The sequence below is a fragment of the Candidatus Spongiihabitans sp. genome, assembly GCF_965247905.1.
Lineage (GTDB): Bacteria > Pseudomonadota > Gammaproteobacteria > Arenicellales > Poriferihabitantaceae > Spongiihabitans.
Genome location: NZ_OZ252047.1, coordinates 1,418,944 through 1,441,218, shown reverse-complemented (window position 1 = coordinate 1,441,218; position 22,275 = coordinate 1,418,944). Strand labels below are relative to the sequence as shown.

At 53.4% G+C, this 22,275-nt stretch carries 22 protein-coding genes; 9 read left to right on the top strand and 13 right to left on the bottom strand.

Annotated features, from left to right (window positions below; genetic code table 11):
* Nucleotides 1–72: 72 nt before the first annotated feature.
* The 3 genes from pcnB to lnt form a co-directional block, all read right to left on the bottom strand.
* On the bottom strand, nt 73–1,431 hold the full coding sequence (gene pcnB / locus ACP158_RS07435; RefSeq protein WP_424948303.1) for a polynucleotide adenylyltransferase PcnB: 1,359 nt from the start codon (nt 1,429–1,431) through the stop codon (nt 73–75).
* Nucleotides 1,432–1,577: 146 nt separating this feature from the next.
* Nucleotides 1,578–2,231 carry a biotin transporter BioY gene (locus ACP158_RS07430; protein ID WP_424948302.1) on the bottom strand — a complete coding sequence of 218 codons (654 nt, stop codon included), beginning with the start codon at nt 2,229–2,231 and terminating at the stop codon, nt 1,578–1,580.
* Nucleotides 2,232–2,430: 199 nt separating this feature from the next.
* A complete protein-coding gene (gene lnt, locus ACP158_RS07425; RefSeq protein ID WP_424948301.1) occupies nt 2,431–3,912 on the bottom strand; it encodes an apolipoprotein N-acyltransferase in 1,482 nt (493 codons plus the stop codon).
* Nucleotides 3,913–4,025: 113 nt separating this feature from the next.
* Between lnt and ACP158_RS07420 the strand changes: the two genes are divergently transcribed.
* A complete protein-coding gene (locus tag ACP158_RS07420) occupies nt 4,026–4,229 on the top strand; it encodes a hypothetical protein (protein ID WP_424948300.1) in 204 nt (67 codons plus the stop codon).
* Here ACP158_RS07420 and ybeY read toward each other — a convergent pair.
* Genes ybeY through miaB form a run of 3 tightly spaced genes read right to left on the bottom strand, consistent with a single transcriptional unit; the run spans nt 4,207 to nt 7,108 of the window.
* Nucleotides 4,207–4,671 carry an rRNA maturation RNase YbeY gene (gene ybeY / locus ACP158_RS07415; RefSeq protein ID WP_424948299.1) on the bottom strand — a complete coding sequence of 155 codons (465 nt, stop codon included), beginning with the start codon at nt 4,669–4,671 and terminating at the stop codon, nt 4,207–4,209. The two genes, ACP158_RS07420 and ybeY, sit on opposite strands and share 23 nt — an antisense overlap.
* Nucleotides 4,672–4,713: 42 nt before the next feature.
* Complete coding sequence (locus tag ACP158_RS07410; protein WP_424948298.1) at nt 4,714–5,727, bottom strand: PhoH family protein; 1,014 nt, start codon at nt 5,725–5,727, stop codon at nt 4,714–4,716.
* 25 nt (nt 5,728–5,752) lie between these two features.
* Nucleotides 5,753–7,108, bottom strand: coding sequence for a tRNA (N6-isopentenyl adenosine(37)-C2)-methylthiotransferase MiaB (miaB, locus tag ACP158_RS07405; RefSeq protein WP_424948424.1), 1,356 nt, complete (start codon nt 7,106–7,108; stop codon nt 5,753–5,755).
* A 404-nt stretch (nt 7,109–7,512) separates the two neighbouring features.
* On the opposite strand from miaB, the gene ACP158_RS07400 reads away from it, so the two are divergent.
* Both ACP158_RS07400 and ACP158_RS07395 read left to right on the top strand, forming a co-directional pair.
* Nucleotides 7,513–7,719, top strand: coding sequence for a hypothetical protein (locus ACP158_RS07400; RefSeq protein WP_424948297.1), 207 nt, complete (start codon nt 7,513–7,515; stop codon nt 7,717–7,719).
* A gap of 274 nt (nt 7,720–7,993) precedes the next feature.
* Nucleotides 7,994–9,175: an ABC transporter substrate-binding protein gene (locus ACP158_RS07395; protein ID WP_424948423.1), complete on the top strand. Its 1,182-nt coding sequence runs from the start codon at nt 7,994–7,996 to the stop codon at nt 9,173–9,175.
* 182 nt (nt 9,176–9,357) lie between these two features.
* On the opposite strand, the gene ACP158_RS07390 is transcribed toward ACP158_RS07395, so the two are convergent.
* The 7 genes from ACP158_RS07390 to ACP158_RS07360 form a co-directional block, all read right to left on the bottom strand.
* Nucleotides 9,358–9,936 carry a hypothetical protein gene (locus ACP158_RS07390; protein WP_424948296.1) on the bottom strand — a complete coding sequence of 193 codons (579 nt, stop codon included), beginning with the start codon at nt 9,934–9,936 and terminating at the stop codon, nt 9,358–9,360.
* Nucleotides 9,926–10,324, bottom strand: a complete 399-nt coding sequence (locus tag ACP158_RS07385; RefSeq protein WP_424948295.1) for a hypothetical protein — start codon at nt 10,322–10,324, stop codon at nt 9,926–9,928. Before ACP158_RS07385 ends, ACP158_RS07390 begins: the two co-directional genes overlap by 11 nt.
* Before the next feature lie 157 nt (nt 10,325–10,481).
* Nucleotides 10,482–11,858, bottom strand: coding sequence for a branched-chain amino acid ABC transporter permease (locus ACP158_RS07380; protein ID WP_424948294.1), 1,377 nt, complete (start codon nt 11,856–11,858; stop codon nt 10,482–10,484).
* Nucleotides 11,859–11,930: 72 nt separating this feature from the next.
* Nucleotides 11,931–12,944, bottom strand: coding sequence for a branched-chain amino acid ABC transporter permease (locus ACP158_RS07375; protein WP_424948293.1), 1,014 nt, complete (start codon nt 12,942–12,944; stop codon nt 11,931–11,933).
* A gap of 1 nt (nt 12,945) precedes the next feature.
* Complete coding sequence (locus ACP158_RS07370) at nt 12,946–13,788, bottom strand: hypothetical protein (protein ID WP_424948292.1); 843 nt, start codon at nt 13,786–13,788, stop codon at nt 12,946–12,948.
* 3 nt (nt 13,789–13,791) lie between these two features.
* The gene (locus ACP158_RS07365) at nt 13,792–14,496 is read right to left on the bottom strand and encodes an ABC transporter ATP-binding protein (protein ID WP_424948291.1); all 705 of its coding nucleotides are present in this window, start codon (nt 14,494–14,496) and stop codon (nt 13,792–13,794) included.
* Nucleotides 14,493–15,323 carry an ABC transporter ATP-binding protein gene (locus tag ACP158_RS07360; RefSeq protein WP_424948290.1) on the bottom strand — a complete coding sequence of 277 codons (831 nt, stop codon included), beginning with the start codon at nt 15,321–15,323 and terminating at the stop codon, nt 14,493–14,495. The genes ACP158_RS07365 and ACP158_RS07360 overlap by 4 nt, the downstream gene beginning before the upstream one ends.
* A gap of 531 nt (nt 15,324–15,854) precedes the next feature.
* On the opposite strand from ACP158_RS07360, the gene ald reads away from it, so the two are divergent.
* The 6 genes from ald to ACP158_RS07330 all read left to right on the top strand — a co-directional run bounded on the left by ald (nt 15,855) and on the right by ACP158_RS07330 (nt 22,249).
* Complete coding sequence (ald, locus tag ACP158_RS07355) at nt 15,855–16,973, top strand: alanine dehydrogenase (protein ID WP_424948422.1); 1,119 nt, start codon at nt 15,855–15,857, stop codon at nt 16,971–16,973.
* A 44-nt stretch (nt 16,974–17,017) separates the two neighbouring features.
* Complete coding sequence (locus ACP158_RS07350) at nt 17,018–17,560, top strand: NYN domain-containing protein (RefSeq protein WP_424948289.1); 543 nt, start codon at nt 17,018–17,020, stop codon at nt 17,558–17,560.
* Nucleotides 17,561–17,603: 43 nt separating this feature from the next.
* Complete coding sequence (locus ACP158_RS07345) at nt 17,604–18,209, top strand: hypothetical protein (protein WP_424948288.1); 606 nt, start codon at nt 17,604–17,606, stop codon at nt 18,207–18,209.
* A gap of 61 nt (nt 18,210–18,270) precedes the next feature.
* Nucleotides 18,271–20,034, top strand: coding sequence for a sulfoacetaldehyde acetyltransferase (gene xsc / locus ACP158_RS07340; protein WP_424948287.1), 1,764 nt, complete (start codon nt 18,271–18,273; stop codon nt 20,032–20,034).
* Nucleotides 20,035–20,193: 159 nt separating this feature from the next.
* Nucleotides 20,194–21,228, top strand: a complete 1,035-nt coding sequence (gene pta / locus ACP158_RS07335) for a phosphate acetyltransferase (RefSeq protein WP_424948286.1) — start codon at nt 20,194–20,196, stop codon at nt 21,226–21,228.
* The gene (locus ACP158_RS07330; RefSeq protein WP_424948285.1) at nt 21,212–22,249 is read left to right on the top strand and encodes a mandelate racemase/muconate lactonizing enzyme family protein; all 1,038 of its coding nucleotides are present in this window, start codon (nt 21,212–21,214) and stop codon (nt 22,247–22,249) included. Before pta ends, ACP158_RS07330 begins: the two co-directional genes overlap by 17 nt.
* The last annotated feature ends 26 nt before the right edge of the window (nt 22,250–22,275 follow it).

Sequence of the window (22,275 nt, the reverse complement as noted above, 5' to 3'; positions counted from 1 at the left end):
GTAGCGGGTAAATGAGCAGCCGGTCAATGAGCAGCCGGTGATTGAGTGGCCGATGGATGGGTGGCTCGCAAATTAGCCATTGTGTTTACCGGTTGGATTACGCGCTTTGGGGGTCGTCTTATTTTCTGCGTGCTTGCTACGCCTTTTTGGATTCGAGTTACCGCGCCCCTGTTCAAGCATTGTTTCAATCATGGCTTGACGATGATGCACATCGCGGTCCTGTATTTCGCTCCACCAATCCGCAATATCCTTACTCACTTCCCCGATTTCCTGACGCAACAGCAGGAAATCATAAGCCGCGCGGAATCGCCGGTTTTCCAGCAGCCGCTCAATCGAGCGCGGAATTCTGTTCTCCAGCAAGGATTGCATTGCCCATATTTCATGCGCCGGCCCCTTGACCCGCAAAGGCATCGTCACTGAACTAGACTGCCGCTTGAAAACCAGGTCGCTGGCAATCCAGAACGCTTCGTTTCGCCGCACGCCGTTTGCAACCAGTTTGTTGCATTCAATTTGAAACGGCCGCCACAGCATCACTGCGAACAAATACGCTGGAATAACCGGCTTATTTTGTCCGACCCGTTCATCGGTGTTGTTCAGCGCGCTCAAAATTAACGACTCAAATTGATCCCCGCCGGCCTGGTTGATGCACTTCACCGTTTGCGGAAACAAATAATAGAGCAGCAGTGTTTCTCTTAGTCGCAGCCAGGTTTTCGCCGCCGCGCAATGGTGAAACAACTTCAGCACTTCCTCGAACAACCTCGCGGCCGGAACATCCTTGAGTAGCGCGGCATTTTTTTCAATGGCGGAGAAAATGGTCTCGCTAACTCGCAACCCCAGTTTGGCCTGGAAGCGAACAACGCGCATCATGCGCACCGGGTCTTCGGAAAATCGCGTGTTTATATCGCCGATGATTCTGAGTGTTTTTGTCTTCGCGTCCTCAATGCCGCTGACAAAATCAATCACCCTCTCGCGTTTGGGGTCGTAATACAGGGCGTTGATGGTGAAATCGCGGCGAATGGCGTCGACCTCAATGGTGCCGTAAACATTGTCGTCCAAGATTCGGCCGCTGCTGGAGGCTTTTGGCGCGCCGCGAAATCCCTTTTTATTTGCGCTGCCGGGCATAGCGCGGTAAGTCGCCACCTCAATTATTTCACGCTCACGGCCACGACCAAAGGTGACATGCACGATCTTGAAGCGCCGCCCAATGATTCGTGCGCGATCAAAAATTTTCTTGATCTGCTCGGGGTTGGCATTGGTGGTGACATCGAAATCCTTAGGCTTTCTGCCCATCAATAAATCCCGCACGCAGCCGCCGACTAAGTAACCGTCAAAACCCGATGACTGCAATCCCTGCACCACTTTTATGGCGTTGCGACTCACGCATGACTTATCGAATCCTAACTCGACGGCGGAATGTTGGGTGGGTTTCAAATGCGTTAATCTCGGTTTCGACTTCAACCCTTAATCACTATCATTATTATTATCATTATTATTGAACTGGGCTAATCCGGTTTCCAGGATTTCCAGTCAAGCGGCGGGCAGCCGGATTACCGCCATTCAGGACAACTATTCCAGCGTCAGCCGGGTTTTTTGATGCCCGGTTTTTTGATGATCGTCCAGATGGCCGGAATAACCAGCATGGCCAACGCGATCTTTGCCAAGTCGCCCAATAAAAATGGATTCATGCCCCATTCAAAAATCGGTTTATCCCAGCCCACTACATCGGCCAGCCAAATCAAGCCGGGTATGTAGATCATCAGGTTGCCGATGAGCATCGCCGCGAAGGTCAAGGCTGGCTTTCTATCCCAGCCTTGTTCCGCAAGGTAGCCGGTCGCGGCCGCGGCAACAACGAATCCCAGCAAGTAGCCGCCGGTCGGCCCCATCATATAAACCAGGCCGATTCCTTTTTCCGGGGTGCCGGCGAATACCGGCAGGCCGATGACGCCGGCCGCCAGATAAAGCAATACCGTGGCGGCGCCCAATTTCGAGCCATAGGCGATGCCTAACGCCAGCACCACAAAGGTCTGCATGGTCATGGGCACCGGATAAAACGGAATTTTGATCTTGGCCGACAGCGTTAACAGGGCGGCGCCGATGGTTGCCAATATAATGTATCTTGCCCATTGCTTGGCCCATTGCTTGGTCCATTGTTTGGTCTCGCTACGGTCGTCCGACAATGCGGGCCATAAAACAGTGGCTAAGGTGGGAAAACGGATAAGTTGCGATGTCATGCCAAAACCTCTTTGAAGTAATTGTTTGCGCTGAAATGGAAACAGTTGTGCGGATGCGGGATAATACCATCAATCAGGGCCGTAATGATAACCATCACAAACGAAAGTCCTGATTCATGGCCTGATTCACCCAGGTTGGATTTAGACGGGTTGGATTTAGACGGGTTGGATTTAGGCGGGTTGGATTTAGGCGTATAAATTATGGTTTCGCTCCTCTCCCCGATTTGCCGAACAACAATCCCAAAATCAACCACGACCCGATCAGGATTAAAACCGGATTTTCGCCAAACGCGACATAAGGCGTCGCCCCGGATCTGGGCTGGATGGTCGCGGTCACGACATGCTGGACAAACTGCGGCGCATAAGCATCGATACCGCCCTTCCAGTTAATCAATGACGACAATCCATTATTGGACGCGCGAATCATCGGTCGCTCGCTTTCGCGCGCGCGAAATCTCGCCATCTGTAATCGTTGGTGCGGTGCCAGGGAATCGCCAAACCAACTGTCTTCGCTGACATTAATCAACGCGCCCGAGGGCGCAACCTGATTTCGCCATCCCTGCGGAAACACATCCTCGTAACAAATCGATACTGCGAATCTATTTCCTGCCGCAATCAACGGTGGCTGGGGTTGCTGCCATGCAGTGAAATCCGACATGGGGATATTCAGCATTTTAATCAACCCACCGAGCAAACCCGGTAATGGCATATATTCGCCAAAGGGAACCAGGTGCTGTTTGCGGTAAATCATGATGCGATCGGTGACCGCCGCGACGCTGTTGTAATATTGCGTCACGCCATCCTCTGTGTCGCGATGCAAAACACCGAAAATAAAATCCGCCGGGTGGCCTTCAATATCCCGCCAAAAATCATTCGCGATGTTGTCCAGATAATCGGGCACCGCGGCCTCGGGCCACACGATTAAATCCACCTCGCGATATTCCTGACTTTTTTGCATGTATTCAAAAATAATGCGATTGGCCTCCTGTGCCTCCCATTTTTTCATAATCGCAACATTGTTCTGAATAACGGCAACGGCAATCGGCTGCCCTTGCGCTTGGGTCCAGGCGGTTTTATTGAGTTGCCATCCGGCCACCCAAACCAGAATAAACAATACCGCCAGGATTGAATTGCCCTTGGTTATTTGCCTGACAATCGCCACCAAAGCGCCGACCGAGACCAACACGATTAGACCGACCAGATAGACGCCGCCGATGGGCGCGTAGTTGGATAGCGGCGTATCCAAATAGGCATAACCGGTGGATAACCAGGGCAGTCCGGTAAACAGCCAGCCGCGCAGCCATTCAAGCAACATCCACAACGCGGGCATTAGAAACGCCAGGCGGATGGTCGGATGCCAGGCTGAGAAGCAGGACTGCAACCAGCCGCACAGCGCCGGGAAAACGGCGAGCATGGCCACCAGCGCGAACACGCATAGCCCCGCAATAATCGGCGGCATGCCGCCGAACGTATGTATGCTGATATAAATCCATGAGATGCCAACGCCAAACATGCCAAGCCCATAAACAAAGCCATGCCAGGCCGCGCCCTTTGCGCCGCTTGTGAGCCAGATGCAAAACAGCATTGCGAAACCCAACAGGCCCAGCGGCCACCAGTTGAATGGCGCAAAGGATACGGCGTTGAGAACGCCAGCGGCTATCGCCAGTAGGGTTTTAATCACGATTCGATTGGTGCCCGTCTGCTCTTGGGAACCCCCATTAAAACCGAAAAACGCGGGATAATCAAATCGCCGTGGCGGGTTGACGGCGGCGACCTCAGGGATGGCGGGAGGCGATGAGCGGGGTTGATAGCGTCGGTGTGACCGAGGCGACCGTGACCGTGGCGGGAAAACCCTCGCCCGTTATTCATGCGGGGCGGCGATGGTCGGTGGTCACCGACCGTCGTCATTATCGGGCGTCATTATCGGGCTGGGCCGATAATCCAGTGAAAAATCCAGCGGTAATAACCGCTGACATTATGCGCCGACGGGATTATTGACGCCGATGTTTGCCAGTATGCTTTTTTCCACCTCCTCCATGGCCGCGGCTTGGGTCTCGGTTTGGTGGTCGAAACCGCAAAGGTGCAACGTACCGTGAATAACCATCTGGGCGAAATGGCTTTGCACAGTCTTATGTTGTTGATTTGATTCGTTTTTTACCACCGCGAAACAAATGACAATGTCACCCAGAGAGCGATAATCCACCTCAGCCACAGATTCAAACGGAAACGCCAGCACATTAGTGGGTTTATCTTGCCCGCGATAACGATGGTTCAATGCGGTGATTTCTTCCTCGTTCACGACCCGAACGGTTAGGTTTTCAGGCGCGCGCTCGATCGCTAAAAATGTTTCTGTTACCCACCCCTCGATGGTCGCCAAGCCGGGGATTTCCGCGCCGTCAGCCACATCATCAAAGCCTGCCAGTTGAAAATCAATCGTCATTTTGAAACTATTTTTCCCGGCGTTATTTTATTGGACGTTATTTTACTGGGCGTTTCTTTCGTACGCTTCAACAATGCGTTGTATCAAGGGATGGCGGACAACGTCCTGGGGCTTGAAGTGGGTGAAGCTGATTCCTTTTATGTCGGACAGCACTTGTTGCGCATGTTTAAGCCCGGAAAGCTGCCCTTTGGGCAAATCCACCTGAGTGATGTCGCCGGTGATAATTGCCTTGGAACCAAATCCGATGCGCGTCAGGAACATTTTCATTTGCTCGACCGTGGAATTTTGCGCTTCATCAAGGATTACAAAAGACTCGTTCAGCGTTCGACCGCGCATATACGCCAGCGGCGCCAGCTCAATGCTGCCGCGCACAATCAATTTCCCGACCCGATCGAAGCCAAGCATTTCATACAACGCGTCAAACAGCGGACGCAGGTAGGGGTCGATTTTTTGCCCGATATCGCCGGGCAAGAACCCCAGTTTTTCGCCGGCTTCCACCGCCGGGCGCACCAATAGAATTCGTTCAACCGCGTTCTCCGCCAACGCATGCACCGCACAGGCGACCGCGAGATAGGTTTTTCCAGTTCCGGCCGGGCCAATGCTGAAACTAATATCGTTGTCCCGGATGTTTTTTAGATACGCTCTTTGCCGCTCGTTTTGGCCGCTGATGCGATTTTTGCGCAAGCGGATGACGACTTCATCATCGGCATCATCGGCATCATCGGCATCAATCGGATCAGCTTTAACCGTTTTTGTGCCGCCGACATCTTCGGCGTCTTTAGCACTGTTATTTGTGTTTGACAGCACCAAATGAACATCCTTGGCGGTTAATGATTGATTGTTTTGTCCGGTCATCGCAAATAATTTTTTCACCGCGGCGGCGGCGCGTTCGCGCTTGAATTTTGCGCCATTAATACAGAATTGATTACTGCGTTGGATAATCTTGACGTCAAGGTAGTTTTCGATTTGTTTTAAATGACAATTCAATTGCCCGCATAAATCCGACAGTCGTTCGTTTTCTACTGGCAGAAGCTGGAAGAGGATTGGTTTAGACAATGCCTGCGATTATTTTCATGCCGGCTTAGGCGGCCTGTTTCTCGTCAACCGCAAGCAATCTTCCGCGCAGCGAGTTGGGCAATGCTTCGGTGATTATTAGGTTAGCAAATTGTCCTATCAACGCTTGCTCTCCATCAAAATTCACCACCCGATTATTTTCAGTGCGACCCGACATTTGCCGCGGATCTTTTTTTGAAGGCCCCTCGACCAGAATGATTTGCTCTGTGCCGATCATGCGCGCACTGATGGCCGCCGCCATGTCGGTGATGCGCCGCTGCAAAATCTGCAGGCGCTGTTTTTTCGCCGCCATGCTGACATCATCTTCCAGTTCCGCGGCTGGCGTTCCCGGTCGCTGGCTGTAAATAAAGCTGAAACTTTGATCAAATTCAACGGCCGCGATTAAATCCATTGTGGCTTGAAAATCGGCATCGGTCTCGCCGGGAAAACCAATAATAAAGTCCGATGACAAGGCGATGCCCGGACGCGCCACTTTTAGTTTATCGATCCATTGCAGATAATCCTGTGCGCTGTAGCCGCGTTTCATCAGTTCAAGAATTCGATTCGACCCGCTTTGCACCGGTAAATGCAAATGCCCTGCCAACTCGGGAATTTCCGCATGCGCTTCGACCAACTGCTCAGTGAAATCTATGGGGTGGGAAGTGGTGTAACGCACGCGATCGATACCGTCAACCGCGGCGACATAATGCAGCAACTCGGCAAACTCCATGATTCCGCCATCGTTGCCTCTGTCATCGCGGCCGCGATAGCCGTTCACATTTTGCCCCAGTAACGTAATTTCCCGAACGCCCTGTTGCGCCAATCCGTAAACTTCGGTAATCACATCATCGAACGGGCGGCTGAATTCCGTCCCGCGCGTGTACGGCACCACGCAGAACGAGCAGTATTTGCTGCATCCTTCCATGATCGAGACAAACGCCTTGACCCCGTCCACGCTCGGCGGCGGCAGGCAATCAAACTTTTCGATTTCCGGAAAAGAAATGTCCACGGCGTGCTGGCGTTTTTCCATGACTTGATCAAGCAGCGCCGGAAGTCGATGCAGGGTTTGCGGGCCAAAAACCATATCCACATAGGGCGCGCGCTGCAAAATCATCTCGCCTTCCTGGCTGGCCACGCAACCACCCACGCCAATCACCAGGTTTTTGTTTTGCGCCTTGATCTCCCGCCAGCGTCCGAGCAGAGAAAATACTTTTTCCTGAGCTTTCTCGCGCACCGAACAGGTGTTCAACAACACAATATCGGCCTGCGCAGGATCATCAGTAGTTTCACATCCATGGCTGGAACACAATAAATCCGCCATTCTTGACGAATCATATTGGTTCATCTGGCAGCCAAACGTTTTAATAAATAATTTTCGATTCACCATAAAATTATCCGCCACTGCGCCAGGTTTGCCAAATCCCTAAATCCTTTTCGCGCATGGCCGGCCGATCGCCAAAGCGCTCGGCATTCAATATCAAAAACTTCGGAAAAGCGTCATTCATGTTTGATCAGAAACTTGCCTAGGGAAATTGGCCTAGGGAAATTGGCCTAGGGAAATTGGCCTAGGGAAATTGGCCTAGGGAAATTGGCCTAGGGAAATTGGCCTAGGGAAATTGGCCTAGGGAAATTGGCCTAGGGAAATTGGCCTAGGGAAATTGGCCTAGGGAAATTGGCCTAGGGAAATTGGCCTAGGGAAATTGGCCTAGGGAAATTGGCCTAGGGAAATTGGCCTAGGGAAATTGGCTTAGAGAAATTGTGCCATTCATGTTTTCATGAGAAATTTGCATGGACGGATTTTACCAGCAAATCGGCAAGGGAATGGGTATCTATTCCACCCGTTTCGTCGGCCGCGCCATTCCCGTTTTTATAAGGTCGCGACTGTCGTCGCGGGTATCTTCACTGGATTATCGGGTCAAGCCCGATAATGACGGCCGAGCGAGTTGGAACCCTGCAAGAACCGCCGATAGGCAAATCAAACCCTGGCGGCGTTAGCCTCGCCATTAAATCAGCTGCTGCTCTTCTTCCATGCCCTGCCTTTGGATGGGCTGAGGGCGTTGAACCCAAGATTGATAATAGCAATGCCATATCGGGTAAATCCAAGTATAATCACGGGCATACGCGCCGAATCCAACGTGGCCCGGTCAGCTTTATACCCGCTTTATTGCCACTAGCATTGCCCGGCGGTTCGATTCGGTTCAGCATAATTGTTCAATATATATCAAACTTGAGGAGATTCGCAAATATGTCCACCCAACTGACGAAAGTTATGAGCGCCGCCTGCGCGGCAACCGTTCTTGCGCTCCTGTCCGCGACCGCGCTGGCCGAGGATATCAAGATCGGCGTTATTCTTGGTTTTACCGGCCCGATTGAATCGCTGACCCCCGGCATGGCGGAAAGCGCCGAACTGGCGCTGAAAGAAGCCTCCGCATCCGGCCTGCTGCTTGGCGGCAGCGCCGTAACCTCGGTGCGCGCCGACTCCACTTGCGTGGATTCCGCCGCCGCTGTCGCGGCCGCCGAACGGCTGGTCACCGCCGACCGCGTGGCCGCCATCATGGGCGCCGATTGCTCCGGGGTGACCACTGCCATCGCCAACAACGTTGCCATTCCAAACGGCGTGGTCATGGTCTCGCCGTCGGCCACCTCGCCGGCGTTGTCTGACATTGACGACAACGGCTTGTTCCACCGCACCGCGCCTTCGGACGCGCGCCAGGGGCAAGTGCTGGCCGATGTTCTAACCGAGCGAGGCATCAAAAATGTCGCGCTCACCTACACCAACAATGACTACGGCAAGGGCCTGGCGGAATCGTTCACCGGCGCGTTCAAAGCAGCGGGCGGCACGGTCGCCATCAGCGCCGCGCACGAAGATGGCAAAGCCGACTATGCCGCTGAAGTCGGCGCGCTGGCCGCGTCCGGCGCCAAGCACCTGGCCGTATTCGGCTATGTTGACCAAGGCGGCAAAGGCATTATCCAGGCATCGCTGGACGCCGATGCGTTCAGCAACTTCATCCTCGCCGATGGCATGATTGGCGAATCCCTGATCGAAGCCATCGGCGATGACCTCAACGGCAGCATCGGCACCCTGCCCGGCGGGGCCAACGATGCGGCCACCAGATTCCTCGACTACGCCGAACGCAATGGGGTGAATGGCGATGGCCCGTTTCGCGGCGAATCCTATGATGCCGCAGCATTATTGGTGCTGGCGATACAGGCCGCTGGCTCCGCCGAACGCGCCGCGATTCAGTCCAACATGATGGCGGTGGCGAATGCGCCGGGCGAGGAAATTGCCGTTGGCGAGTTGGCCAAGGGGCTGGAAATCCTGGCCGCCGGCGGCGAGGTGAACTATGTCGGCGCCACTAATGTGGAGTTCAACGAGGTTGGCGAAGTATTCGGCTCCTACAAGGAACTGGAAGTCAAAAACGGCAAATTCGAGACCGTTCGGGTTCGCTGAGGGGGTTCGATAAGTCGACCACAAAACCCCGGCCCTGGTGCCGGGGTTTTTATCGAGATTCACTCGCTGAAATGACCGGCTGTTGCTCAGGGGTTGCTTCGCAAGCGACAGCAAAAAGCAAAGTGGCGAGAAACTGAGGAACCCTGCTTTTTACTGCCCATTAGAGGTATTTATTAGAGCATTTAGTTTCCGTTTGCACAACATATGCACGCTTTAGTGTTCATTCTAAAATCTTTCCATCGTCGGCGACATGCATTTGGAAATTCTGCTCGGATATCTTTAACATAATGCTGCCGAGGCAATAAAAAAGTCATTCGATTTTCTGGAATCACTATGTCTCGTTGCTCCAATCTAGCCTTTAATGTTTTGATTCCCGCTATAATTTTTTGAATGCTGTCTGGATTAACTCCTTCTGCACGAGACCGCACCTTAATAGGATCGTCAATAATATCCACAAGGAATATACCTCTTTGCTTTAATGCGCCCAACAAGGATAAATACACCTCGTCGTTTTTGGGTAGCCTCTTGAAGTAGTGGTTGAATATTGTAGCTGGAAGGCTTTGGTTTTTTTCGACTTCACGTATCCGGGGAAGCTTCATTGGTTTGTAAAAATACACTCCAGACGGCGGCGGCGCCTCTCCGATCAGGAGATATTCGATTTTGGCCGGTCTGTATTGTTCGGCCATGAGGTGATAGTCCTGCATATTTTTCTTCGGTAGTTTTTTGTCGTCTTTTGCCCGCATGAAACGACTATAACCCATAAAATGTACGACTTACAAAGGTCGTTGACCTGTTCATAGCAAGATATAAAATTATGATGCCTGCTGTCATATTTGCTAACATTGGTATTGACCCCACTGGCACCATTCCTGTTTTTGCCAAACCGAAAAGAAAAATAACCCCGAGAATCGATTGACCAATCTGAAGACCTATAATCCATACTATTTTTTTCAGAATCGTTCTGTTTTTATCGAAGTCGGTTTTTGCACAATAGATCGAAAAAAAGAAAATAAAAGCAATGATTAAACCGTGCCCACTCGCACTTTTTTGCACCTCTGGAGAAAAAACTAGTGCTACATTAAAAATCACAAACACTACGTATGCGTAAATCCATCTTGCCCCTTTCCAATGCCATGTGTTAGCCGTCATTCTTCTCACCTCGTTAAATTTTTGCGCTCAATAGCAAGCAAACGGACAGAGTCCGCACACATCCACGATGAATTTCCAAACATGGCTTCATCCGAATCATAACAAATAATTCAATACGAAAAGGTATCTCCGAAGTTACCCGACATCGAGAAATACGCTAACGCCGCCCACCCGTTGCCGGCAAAATCCCGCCGGGGCTGAAGCGCATTACCAATAACAACACCAGCCCCATCAGGAATAGCCGCATGTGCTGGGCGCGCTCCATCAAGTGAATTCTCGCCGCGCTGTCTTCGCCGAGCCAGCCGGTGGCGTTGTCGATCAGCCACAGCCCGATCGGCTCGGCCTCTATCCAAACGAACCACACCAAAAATCCGCCCAATACCGCGCCGAGATTGTTGCCCGAGCCACCGACGATGACCATGACCCAGATCAGGAAGGTGAAGCGCAAAGGATTGTAGGTGCCGGGGGTGAATTGCCCGTCCAGCGTGGTCAGCATGGCGCCGGCGATGCCGACCACCGCCGAGCCCAGGATAAACACCTGGCGATGGCGCGCGGTGATATTCTTGCCCATGGCGCCGGCCGATATAGGGTTATCGCGGATCGCCCGCATCATCCGCCCCCAAGGCGAGTTCAACGCGGTGATGCTAAGCATCAAAATGATGATGAGCACGGCGGCGAACAGCCCGGTATAGCAAAGTTTCACAAACAAACTGGAATAGTCGATCACCAGTTTTTGCACGGCGCCGATCTTTGCCTCAGCCGACAGCGACGCCAGTTCGGCGGCGTTCAGCTTTTCGACCCAGTCGATAAACCAGGCGGTTTGTTGCAGGTCGATTTCATAAGGCACCGGGCGGGGAAGCCCGGTGACATTTTTGACGCCGCGGGTGAGCCAGTCCTCGTTTTTCAAAACCGCGATGATGATTTCCGAGATGCCCAAGGTGGCGATGGCGAGATAATCCGAGCGCAGTCCAAGGGCGACCTTGCCCACCACCCAGGCCGCGGCGGCGGCCAACAAACCACCCACCGCCCAGGAAATGATCACCGGCAGTCCGAGGCCACCGAGGTAGCCGTGCTTGGCTGGATTAACCGCTTCGATCGACAACACCGCCGGGTCGTAAAAGTAGCGCGCGACAACATAGCCGAGGACGATGACCGCGACCATGCCAATCAGGCGCAAGATGCCTTTGCGCAAGCGTCGATACAACAACACCGCGCCGACGATGGTGGCGATGCCGAACACCGCGGCGAGAATTAAATTCGTCCCGCCGGCCGCCCAGGCGCCAGCCACCGGCGCTTTGGAAACCAACACCACGGCGACCCCGCCGAGCGCGGCAAAGCCCATGATGCCGACGTTAAACAGGCCGCCATAACCCCATTGGATATTGACGCCCAACGCCATGACCGCGGAGATCAGGCACAGGTTCAGAATGGCCAGCGCGAGCGACCACGACTGCCCGATTCCGACTAATATCAGCAACGCGGCCATGACCGCGAAGGCGATACCGGCGCGCAGGGTTGGTGTTGGTCGGTTCATGGCTTGGCGCGCCGGTGATTAAGTTTGCACATTACTGAGCGTGGTAATGACGGCAAAAAGGCAAGCGACTTTTCACAACGCCCGCCCGCGGAAGATGCCGGTGGGTCGCAGCACCAGCACCAGCACCAGAATAATGAACGACACCGCAAACTTGTAATCGGTGGACAGCAGTTGCATCAACCCTTCGGGCTGCCACTGCGGCGGCAGCAGATAGATCAAGAATTTTTTATAGGCATAGGTAATCGTTATTTCGGAAAAGGCGATGACGAATCCGCCGATGATCGCGCCGACCGGTGAGCCGATGCCGCCGACGATGGCGGCCGCGAAAATGGGCAACAGCAACTGGAAATAGGTGAACGGCTTGAAACTCTTGTCCAGCCCGTAAAGCGTGCCGGCGATGGTCGCCAACGCGGCCACCAGTATCCAGGTTACCAGCACCACCCGGTCGGGGTCGATGCCCGATAGCAGCGACAGGTCTTCATTGTCAGAAAACGCCCGCATGGCCTTGCCGGTGCGGGTTTTTTGCAGAAACCAGAACAGCGCGCCCACCAGCAAAACCGCGATGACGATGGTCAGCCCCTGCGATACCTTGATGCTCAAGCCTTCGCTCAGGCCGCTCATCTGCTTGAAATCGCGGGCGCGAATAATGAACCGTTCGCCATCGGCAAATTGCTGGTCGTTGGGGCCGATGATAAAGCGCACGATGCCGTTAATCATGAACATCACGCCGACCGAGGCGATCACGAACACCACCGGCGGGCGGGCTTGAACGCGGTAATGCCGGTACACGGTCTTGTCCACCACCACGCACAGCGCGGCCGTGGCGGCAATGCCAAAAGGCAATCCGAGCAACGCCGTGGGCAATGGCGCGATGCTCACTCCGGCGGACTGCAACCACCAGGTTGCGAGGATGGTGACCATGGTGCCGAACGCCATGGTGTCGCCGTGCGCGAAGTTGGAAAATCGCAAAACCCCGTAAACCAGGGTAACGCCAAGCGCGCCGAGCGCCAGTTGCGCGCCATAAGATAACGCTGGAATCAGCACAAAATTGGCCAGCAACACCAGCGCGTTCAGCAAGTCGTTCATGTTAATGGGCGATGATGACAGCGCGCGATGAGGTTAATGGCGATGACGATGACAATGACGGACACATTATAGGTATGGTGACGATAATATGCGTGGTGACGATAACGAAAAAAATAAGCGCAGGATTTTTGTCGTCAAGCACGGGCAGATTTTTGTTCCCGACAAAATCTGCACTTCCACCATCCATGGCGGTCGGCAAATAATTGTTCCCGACAAAATCTGCACTTCCACCATCCATGGCGGTCGGCAAATAATTGTTCCCGACAAAATCTGCACTTCCACCATCCATGGCGGCCGGCAGATAATTGTTCCCGACATTATTTGCACTTCCGCCATCCCTGGCGGCCGGCAGATAATTGTTCCCGACATTATTTGCACTTCCGCCATCCCTGGCGGCCGGCAGATAATTGTTCCCGACATTATTTGCACTTCCGCCATCCCTGGCGGCCGGCAGATAATTGTTCCCGACATTATTTGCACTTCCGCCATCCCTGGCGGCCGGCAGATAATTGTTCCCGACATTATTTGCACTTCCGCCATCCCTGGCGGCCGGCAGATAATTGTTCCCGACATTATTTGCACTTCCGCCATCCCTGGCGGCCGGCAGATAATTGTTCCCGACATTATTTGCACTTCCGCCATCCCTGGCGGCCGGCAGATAATTGTTCCCGACATTATTTGCACTTCCGCCATCCCTGGCGGCCGGCAGATAATTGTTCCCGACATTATTTGCACTTCCGCCATCCTTGGCGGTCGCGTGGAAGGAGCGAATGAGGGAGCGCATACATAATGCGTGACCGATTGAGCGACGCACCACAACGATGCCTGGCGGCAAAAAAGGCAAGCGTCATCCACCCAAAAAAGATTTGCGCACTTGCGGGTTGGCGAGCAACGCCGCGCCGCTGTCGGTGTGGCGGTTTTCGCCGATGACCAGCACATAGCCGCGGTCGGCGATGCTGAGCGCCTGCCGCGCATTCTGCTCGACCATAAGGATGGCGACGCCGCTGTTGCGCACCTCCAAAATGCGCTCGAACAATTCGTCCATGACGATGGGCGAGACCCCGGCAGTGGGCTCGTCCAGCATCAGCACCGAAGGCTTGGTCATCAGCGCACGCCCGACAGCCACTTGCTGTCGCTGACCGCCGGACAACTCGCCTACGGCTTGCCGACGTTTTTTCTCGAGGATGGGGAAAAGCTCGAACACCTGCTGCATAGTTTCGGTGAAATCATCCCACCGCAGATAGGCGCCCATCTCCAGATTTTCCTGCACCGTCATGGTCACAAACACATTGTCGGTCTGCGGCACGAAAGCCATGCCGCGCGCCACCCGCGCCTGCGGGGTCAGCGAAGAAATATCTTCGCCATCCAGCAGGACACGACCCTGGTGCAGCTTGATCATGCCGAGCATGGCTTTCATGGCGGTCGATTTGCCGGCGCCGTTCGGTCCGACAATGACCGCAATCTCGCCTTTGGCGATGCCAACCGTGCAGCCTCTAAGAATATCCGCGCCGCCATAGCCGCCGCGCATGTTTTCACCGATGAGAAAACTCATGCCGGCTGCGCCTGCGAGACCGATGATGCCTGTGCCGATGACGCTTGCACCGATGCCGCCGGTTTGTTTTTCAGCCCACGACCCAGATAGGCTTCGATCACGCGCTCGTCGGCTTTGACTTCGGCGGCGCTGCCTTCGGTCAGCACCGACCCCTCCGCCATCACGATGACCGGGTCGCACAGGCGCGTGATGAATGCCATGTCGTGTTCGATCATGCAAAAAGTGTAGCCGCGTTCGCGGTTCAATCTGATAATGGCGTCGCCGATGTCGTTCAACAGGGTGCGATTGACGCCGGCGCCGACTTCATCCAGCAGCACCACTTTGGCGTCTGTCATCATGGTGCGGCCGAGTTCGAGCAGTTTTTTCTGCCCGCCGGACAAGTTGCCGGCGAGTTCATCGGCCACTTGCGCAAGATGCAAAAACTCGATCACCTGTTGCGCTTGATCACGAATGTGCCGCTCTTGCCGTCGCATCGCGGCGCGCCGCAACCAAGCGCTCATCAATCGCTCGCCGCTCTGCATGCCCGGCACCATCATGAAATTCTCCCGCACCGTCAGGCTGGAAAATTCGTGCGCGATCTGGAAGGTGCGAATCAGCCCCTTGGCGAAAAGTTGGTGCGGCGGTAAGCCGGTGATGTCTTCGCCATCGAGATAAATATGGCCCGAGGTCGGGGTATAGACCCCGGCGATGACATTAAACAAGGTGGTTTTGCCGGCGCCGTTGGGCCCGATCAAACCGGTGATCGCGCCCTGCTGGATTTCAAGCGTGGCGTTATCCACGGCGCGCAAGCCGCCGAAATGCTTATGCAGAGAATCAACCCGAATCATGCGTTGGTGGTTTCGGCCTGAGGCCGGTTTTTGTAGAAATCGCGACAAGCGAAATTAATGTTAATAAGACCTTTTTTTATTATACACCCTGAGCGCAACGACCCGGTGCAGCCATTCAATACGGGCGGCGACCCCCGCACTCCCAAATCCCTTCGTCTCGCCATTATCGGGCTTGGTGGTTTGTTGTCTAATAATGGTGCGGCTTCGCCGCGTGAGTTTCACTGGATTATCGGGTCAAGCCCGATAATGACGGGATAATAAAGACCCGTCATTCCTACGCAACTCTTCCCTGCGACACATTCTACGGAGTATCCCCCTACGGATAGGGTCCGCATTCAGGTTGTACAGATACATATAACGAGACCCAAAAACGGACCCAGATTTCTCGCTTGCATCAACTGGTCACAAAATCCGGATTGTCGTGTGGTAAGCTTTGGCGCCACAATATCAGGCTATAATCGCGATTTTTCCACTCGACAAATTCCCCACTGTTTGTCACTAGTGCCTGTTCAAAATGATCGAGGAGAAGACATGCTAATCGGCGTCCCCAAGGAAATCAAGAACCACGAATACCGCGTGGGCATGTCGCCGACCAGCGTGCGCGAAATGATCAAGCACGGGCATACGGTCGTGGTGGAGACCGATGCCGGCGCCGGCATCGGCGCCGGCGATGATGCGTATTCGGCGGCCGGGGCGCGGGTGGCGGACACCGCCGAGCAGGTCTTCGCCGAAGCCGACATGATCATCAAGGTCAAGGAGCCGCAAGCGGAAGAGCGCGCGATGTTGCGTGCCGGACAAATCCTCTACACCTATTTGCATCTCGCACCGGACCCGGAACAGACCAAAGACCTGGTAGCCAGCGGCGCGACTTGCATCGCATATGAAACCGTCACATCAAAGCACGGCGGGTTGCCACTGCTGGCGCCGATGTCCAAGGTGGCCGGGCGCATGTCGATTCAGGCCGGCGCCTATTGTCTCGAACAACCCCACGGCGGATTGGGAATGTTACTGGGCGGTGTTCCCGGCGTTGATCCGGCCAAAGTTGTTGTTCTGGGTGCCGGCGTGGTCGGCACGCATGCTTGCCACATCGCGGTCGGCATGGGCGCGGATGTTTGGGTGTTGGATAACAACCCGAATTCAATCGAAAAACATTGGCAGCAGTTTGGGCGTTCAACCAATTCGGTATTTTCGACCGTCGATGCGCTCGAGCAACATGTGTTAAGTGCCGATCTGGTTATCGGTGGCGTGCTGATTCCCGGTGCCGAAGCACCCAAGTTGATCAGTGCCGAGATGGTGCGCAACATGAAACCCGGCTCGGTCATCGTCGATGTCGCCATCGACCAGGGCGGCTGTTGCGAGACCTCGCACGCCACCACCCATGCCGAGCCGATATATGTGGTGGACGATGTGGTGCATTACTGCGTCGCCAACATGCCCGGCGGCGTGCCGCGCACTTCAACCTACGCGCTTAATAATGTCACCTTGCCCTTTGCGATTGCATTGGCAAACAAAGGGGCGAAACAGGCGATGCTGGACGACCTTCATTTGCGTAACGGCTTGAACGTGTATGCGGGCAAGGTTACGCACCGCAAGGTAGCGGAGGATTTGGGCTATGAATATGTGGATGCGGAAACGGCGTTGCAGCAATAGTTTTGCCGTTGCGAAAATTAAATATTTTGCATCAGGAGCAGAAAATGTCAAAATTTGTTTATGTTGATAACTCAAATGTTTTTATTGAAGGGCAACGCGTAGCGGCGGTGAAAAATGGTAACGCGTTGAGCATACAGGATGCGATCAGCCGTCAGATTTTCGACTCAAGTTATCGCCTCGACTTCGGTAAATTATATAGTTTGGTTGCCGGCAATGGAAGCTCAAACGCGGAACGCGCCATGTTGTTCGGTTCGCGTCCGCCACCAAATGATTCGTTGTGGGCGGTCGCAGAATCCGCTGGATTTGAGTTGGTCATTGTAGACCGCAACTTGAGTAACAAAGAAAAGAAAATCGATACCGGCATTGTCACGGCAATGCTCATACACGCCTTCACTGAAGCCGATGCATCAAAAGACCAATTTGTTTTGGTTGCCGGCGATGGCGACTATGTGCCCGTAGTTCAAGGCTTGATTGAGAACGGCTTTACCGTCAATGTCGTGTTTTGGGATCACGCATCGCACGAGTTGCAAAATGTTTGTTCCACCTTTATATCGATGAACTCGCACTTTGAAAAACTTGCCCGTTGATCGCCACCGACACGACGCACTTTTTTATTTAATGAGGAAAAAAATGAAAACAGACAGTGATAATTGCCGGGTTACCGAAGATGATTTTTGCAAAGCATGGTGCGCCGTGTGGGAGAAAAAAGACCAAAATAAATGCCTTTCAAACCAATTTAGCGGCGAAGGATCTTGGGGAGACTGGACTGAGGCCATGTTGACTGATAAAAAAGAGGCATTTTTGAAACAGGTCAAATGCAAACTCGCGGGCACCCTTTCGCGCGAAATGTATTATTGGGATGAAGAACTGTTTCGCGTGGATGTCGGTTTTGTGTCCGAGTGCAACGACTACATGAACACAGACGGTAAATATACTTATCCGCTTTTTTTCGATGTGTTAATCGAACATGAAAACAACATGCACAAAATTCACGAAGAGATGTGGAAACTGATTTTCGTCCGCTCGCCGTTAAAAGTCATTGTTTCATATGGTCACCTGAAAGATGGAGTGCAAGAAAAGATAAATGAGTGCATCGGATATTTGCAGAACGCCAACGCCGCTTTCCCGGAAAATGAAGATACGCGCTACTTGTTTATCATAGGAAACCATGTTGATGAGAAAATACGCTGGCGGTGGGCATCTAACAAACAATCATCTCTACGAAATTTATGCTGATTGGAATCAATTTAAATCTAAACTTATTTTATTAACCAAACCATTCAAGAGAACTTAACCCATGACAAAAATGACCACTTCCGAAGCCTTTGTGGAAACCATGGCGGCGCACGGCGTAACCGATATATTTGGAATCATGGGCTCGGCGTTTATGGATGCGATGGATATATTCGCACCCGCCGGTATCCGCCTGGTGTCGGTGGTGCATGAACAGGGCGCGGGACACATGGCCGACGGCTATTCCCGGGTCAGCGGACGCCATGGCGTGGTCATCGGGCAAAACGGTCCGGGCATCAGTAACTGCGTTACCGCTATCGCCGCGGCCTATTGGGCGCACTCTCCGGTGGTCATGATTACCCCGGAAACCGGCACCATGGGGCAGGGCTTGGGCGGTTTTCAGGAAGCCAATCAGTTACCGATGTTTGAGGAATTCGTCAAGTATCAGGGGCATGTCAACAACCCGAATCGAATGGCTGAATATACCTCCCGGTGTTTTGACCGCGCTCATTCCGAACTGGGACCGACGCAACTTAATATCCCGCGCGATTATTTTTATGGCGATGTGGATATTGATATTCCACAACCCATGCGCCTCGACCGCGGGCCCGGCGGCGATGCGACCTTGAACGAGGCCGCACAAATGCTGACCGAGGCGAAATTTCCAGTGATTATTTCCGGCGGCGGCGTGGTCATGGCTGATGCCGTTGAGGACTGCAAGGCGTTGGCCGAGCGTCTTGGTGCGCCAGTGGTCAACAGCTACCTGCATAATGATTCATTCCCGGCAAGTCACCCACTCTGGTGCGGCCCGCTCGGCTACCACGGTTCCAAAGCGGCCATGTCGCTAATCAGCAAAGCTGATGTGGTGGTGGCGTTGGGCAGCCGGCTTGGACCTTTCGGCACCCTTCCCCAGTACGGCATAGACTACTGGCCGACGGATGCAAAAATCATTCAGATCGATGCCGATCACAAAATGCTGGGGTTGGTTAAGAAAATTTCAGTCGGCATTTGTGGCGACGCTGGTGCGGCGGCGAAGGCGTTGCTTGCGCGAATCAATGAGCGAACGCTGACCTGCGATGCCAGCAAAGATGCCCGCGCCATTGAGATCGATACCGATAAGGCAGACTGGGAAGCCGAGTTGAATGAATGGATTCACGAAAAAGACGGCTATAGTCTGGACATGATCAAAGAGCAAAGCGGTGAAGCGGGCAACTGGCTGCATCCTCGCCAAGTGTTGCGTGAACTTGAAAATGCCATGCCTGCCAATGCTATGGTTTCTACTGACATTGGCAATATCAACGCCATCGCCAACAGCTATCTTCGGTTTGAAGAGCCGCGCAGTTTCCTCGCGCCGATGAGTTTTGGTAACTGTGGTTACGCACTACCGACCATAATTGGCGCTAAATGCGCGACCCCTGATCGTCCGGCCATCGCCTACTCCGGCGACGGCGCCTGGACCATGAGCATGACGGAGATTATCACCGCGGTGCGCCACAACATGCCGGTGACTGGCGTGGTCTTCAATAACCGCCAATGGGGCGCCGAGAAAAAGAACCAGGTGGATTTCTATGGTCGCCGCTTTGTCGCCGACGATTTGAAAAATCACAGTTTCGCCGGAATCGGGCGCGCCATGGGCGCCGAAGGCATCACCGTCGATCAACTGGAAGAGGTCGGCCCGGCCTTGACCAAAGCCGTTGACCTGCAAATGAACCACGGAAAAACCACGGTCATCGAAATCATGTGCACGCGCGAACTCGGCGACCCGTTCCGCCGCGATGCGCTAAGCAAACCGATTCGACATTTGGCGAAGTATAAGGATTTTGTATAGCGGGAGCATGCTCACAAGGAAAGCGTGATGGCGATGGCGTTTTATCCCGACCATGCTTTTCACCGCGCTTTTCTCAACAAATTTTCCGCACCTCCCTCGCGGCGATTGTCATCGTCGTGAGCGCACCATTTCCGAAAGCCTGGAATGAAAAGGCACTCGATGAATTCAATTAAACACATTATCAAGCAAGCCAAGGCAAATCCGAAAAGGATTGTCCTGCCCGAGGCCGGCGACCTCAGGGTTGTTGAAGCCGCTTCCTTAATCTCCCAGCAAGGGCTGGCGCAAGTCATTTTAATTGGAGACCGCAATGACGTATCGCAATTGGCCCGCTCTCATCATATTGGCCATAACATCGACCTGACCAATGTAGAGATCGAGAATCCCAAAAAAAAAGACGGGCAAAGCGATAACGCCGAAAAATATATCGATACTCTTTTTCAAGCGCGGCGGCAGAAAAAACTTACGCTAGACCAAGCGCGCAAACAGGTTGCCGACCCGCTGATTTTTGCCGCGCTCAAAGTGATTAGCGGCGATGCCGACGGGTTGGTCGCCGGCGCGGTAAACACAACCGCCGATGTGGTAAAAACAGCGTTACAACTGATTGGCATGAAACCGACCTGCAAATTGGCGTCCAGTTTCTTTTTAATGCAGCATGACTTGGCCCATCAGGCCATTCAAGGCACCGCCATTTACGCAGACTGCGCATTGGTCATTGAGCCTGATGCCGAGCAGTTGGCAAGCATTGCCATCGCCTCGGCCGATAGCGCAAAAAATCTGGCCGGGCTGGAACCAAAAGTTGCGCTGCTCTCTTTTTCAACGGCGGGCAGTGCAAAGCATCCGCATGTGGATAAAGTAATTGAAGCCGGAACAATAATCAGCCAAACAAGACCTGACCTTACGCTGATGACAGAAGTGCAATTTGATGCGGCAATTGTTGCCAATATCCTGAAACAAAAAGCACCGAATATCGCCGTCGATGCGCCTGCAAATGTGTTTATTTTTCCCGAATTACAGTCCGCAAATATCGGCTATAAAATAGCCCAGCGCATCGGTGGCGTAACCGCCGTGGGGCCGATACTTCAAGGGCTTAAACACCCGGTTAATGATCTTTCTCGCGGATGCAGCGTACAAGATATTGTGCAATTGGTTGCGGTTACCTCGGTGCAAGCCGGCTCAAATGAAAATCGAATTTAAGATCCTGCATCTTAACAAGCGCTTCCCCCTGGCAATCAGTCGCGGGGTAAGCACGGGTTCCGACAATCTTTTTGTTTCTGTTACCCATCAGGGCATTACCGGTTGGGGTGAATTATCTCCCGGAAAAAACGAGGGCGCCGCCACCGCAGAGCAAGCGCAAAACATGTTGTCCGAGTTTTTCGATGAGGATTTAAGTGGATTATCCATTCATCAAATCCACCAACGTGGTCGCGAGCAAAACATCGCCGCCTGCGCGTTAGCTGGACTGGATATCGCGCTTTGGGACTGGCTCGGTAAAAAAGCCAATCTACCCTTGTATCGACTGCTCGGCATCAGCAAACCCAGCGTACCGACCTCAGTAACGATTGGCATAAATTCCCCGCAGGTAGTCAAACAGCGTGTTCCCCTGTTACTCCAAGGCACTGGAATTAAATCACTAAAGATTAAACTCGGTTCTCCAGAAGGCATTGAGGCAGACCAGGCTATGTTTATGCAGGTCGCAGAGAGCACAAAACCTTATGACGTTAACGTGCGTGTCGATGCCAACGGCGGCTGGAGCGTCAAAGACGCTATCTTTATGATGAAATGGCTGGCCGAGCGCAATACCGATTACGTCGAGCAACCGTTAGCCGAGGGACAGGAAAGCGAACTTGCGGCCATTTTTAAAAATCGGCCGTTGCCTGTTTATCTGGATGAGTCCTGTCGTTACTCCAAGGATATCGTCAAATGGGCCGACACCGTGGACGGCGTTAATCTGAAACTGATGAAGTGCGGCGGTATCACCGAAGCATTACGCATAATTTCCGTGGCGCGTGCGTTTAACCTCAAAACCATGATCGGTTGCAAGAGCGAATCATCAATGTCTATTTCCGCTGGCGCGTCGATAACCGGGCTTTTGGATCACATCGATCTGGACTCCCACCTGAACCTGGCGCCGGACCCCTGCTGCGGCGCCGAGTTAATTGACGGCATCGTTGTCCCTAATGACTTGCCCGGCCATGGCGCCAGTATCAAACCCTGATAACGACATCTCTAAAATACGGGTCT

What these genes read in the sequence shown, in the direction of transcription:
- ybeY (WP_424948299.1), bottom strand. Translation starts at nt 4,671, where the DNA reads ATGACGATTGATTTTCAACTGGCAGGCTTTGATGATGTGGCTGACGGC.
- ACP158_RS07385 (WP_424948295.1), bottom strand. Translation starts at nt 10,324, where the DNA reads ATGACGGCTAACACATGGCATTGGAAAGGGGCAAGATGGATTTACGCA.
- ACP158_RS07365 (WP_424948291.1), bottom strand. Translation starts at nt 14,496, where the DNA reads ATGAGTTTTCTCATCGGTGAAAACATGCGCGGCGGCTATGGCGGCGCG.
- ACP158_RS07360 (WP_424948290.1), bottom strand. Translation starts at nt 15,323, where the DNA reads ATGATTCGGGTTGATTCTCTGCATAAGCATTTCGGCGGCTTGCGCGCC.
- ACP158_RS07345 (WP_424948288.1), top strand. Translation starts at nt 17,604, where the DNA reads ATGAAAACAGACAGTGATAATTGCCGGGTTACCGAAGATGATTTTTGC.
- ACP158_RS07375 (WP_424948293.1), bottom strand. Translation starts at nt 12,944, where the DNA reads ATGAACGACTTGCTGAACGCGCTGGTGTTGCTGGCCAATTTTGTGCTG.
- ACP158_RS07330 (WP_424948285.1), top strand. Translation starts at nt 21,212, where the DNA reads ATGAAAATCGAATTTAAGATCCTGCATCTTAACAAGCGCTTCCCCCTG.
- ACP158_RS07430 (WP_424948302.1), bottom strand. Translation starts at nt 2,231, where the DNA reads ATGACATCGCAACTTATCCGTTTTCCCACCTTAGCCACTGTTTTATGG.
- ACP158_RS07380 (WP_424948294.1), bottom strand. Translation starts at nt 11,858, where the DNA reads ATGAACCGACCAACACCAACCCTGCGCGCCGGTATCGCCTTCGCGGTC.
- ACP158_RS07400 (WP_424948297.1), top strand. Translation starts at nt 7,513, where the DNA reads ATGGACGGATTTTACCAGCAAATCGGCAAGGGAATGGGTATCTATTCC.
- ACP158_RS07420 (WP_424948300.1), top strand. Translation starts at nt 4,026, where the DNA reads ATGAGCGGGGTTGATAGCGTCGGTGTGACCGAGGCGACCGTGACCGTG.
- ACP158_RS07390 (WP_424948296.1), bottom strand. Translation starts at nt 9,936, where the DNA reads ATGGGTTATAGTCGTTTCATGCGGGCAAAAGACGACAAAAAACTACCG.
- xsc (WP_424948287.1), top strand. Translation starts at nt 18,271, where the DNA reads ATGACAAAAATGACCACTTCCGAAGCCTTTGTGGAAACCATGGCGGCG.
- ald (WP_424948422.1), top strand. Translation starts at nt 15,855, where the DNA reads ATGCTAATCGGCGTCCCCAAGGAAATCAAGAACCACGAATACCGCGTG.
- pta (WP_424948286.1), top strand. Translation starts at nt 20,194, where the DNA reads ATGAATTCAATTAAACACATTATCAAGCAAGCCAAGGCAAATCCGAAA.
- ACP158_RS07395 (WP_424948423.1), top strand. Translation starts at nt 7,994, where the DNA reads ATGAGCGCCGCCTGCGCGGCAACCGTTCTTGCGCTCCTGTCCGCGACC.
- ACP158_RS07350 (WP_424948289.1), top strand. Translation starts at nt 17,018, where the DNA reads ATGTCAAAATTTGTTTATGTTGATAACTCAAATGTTTTTATTGAAGGG.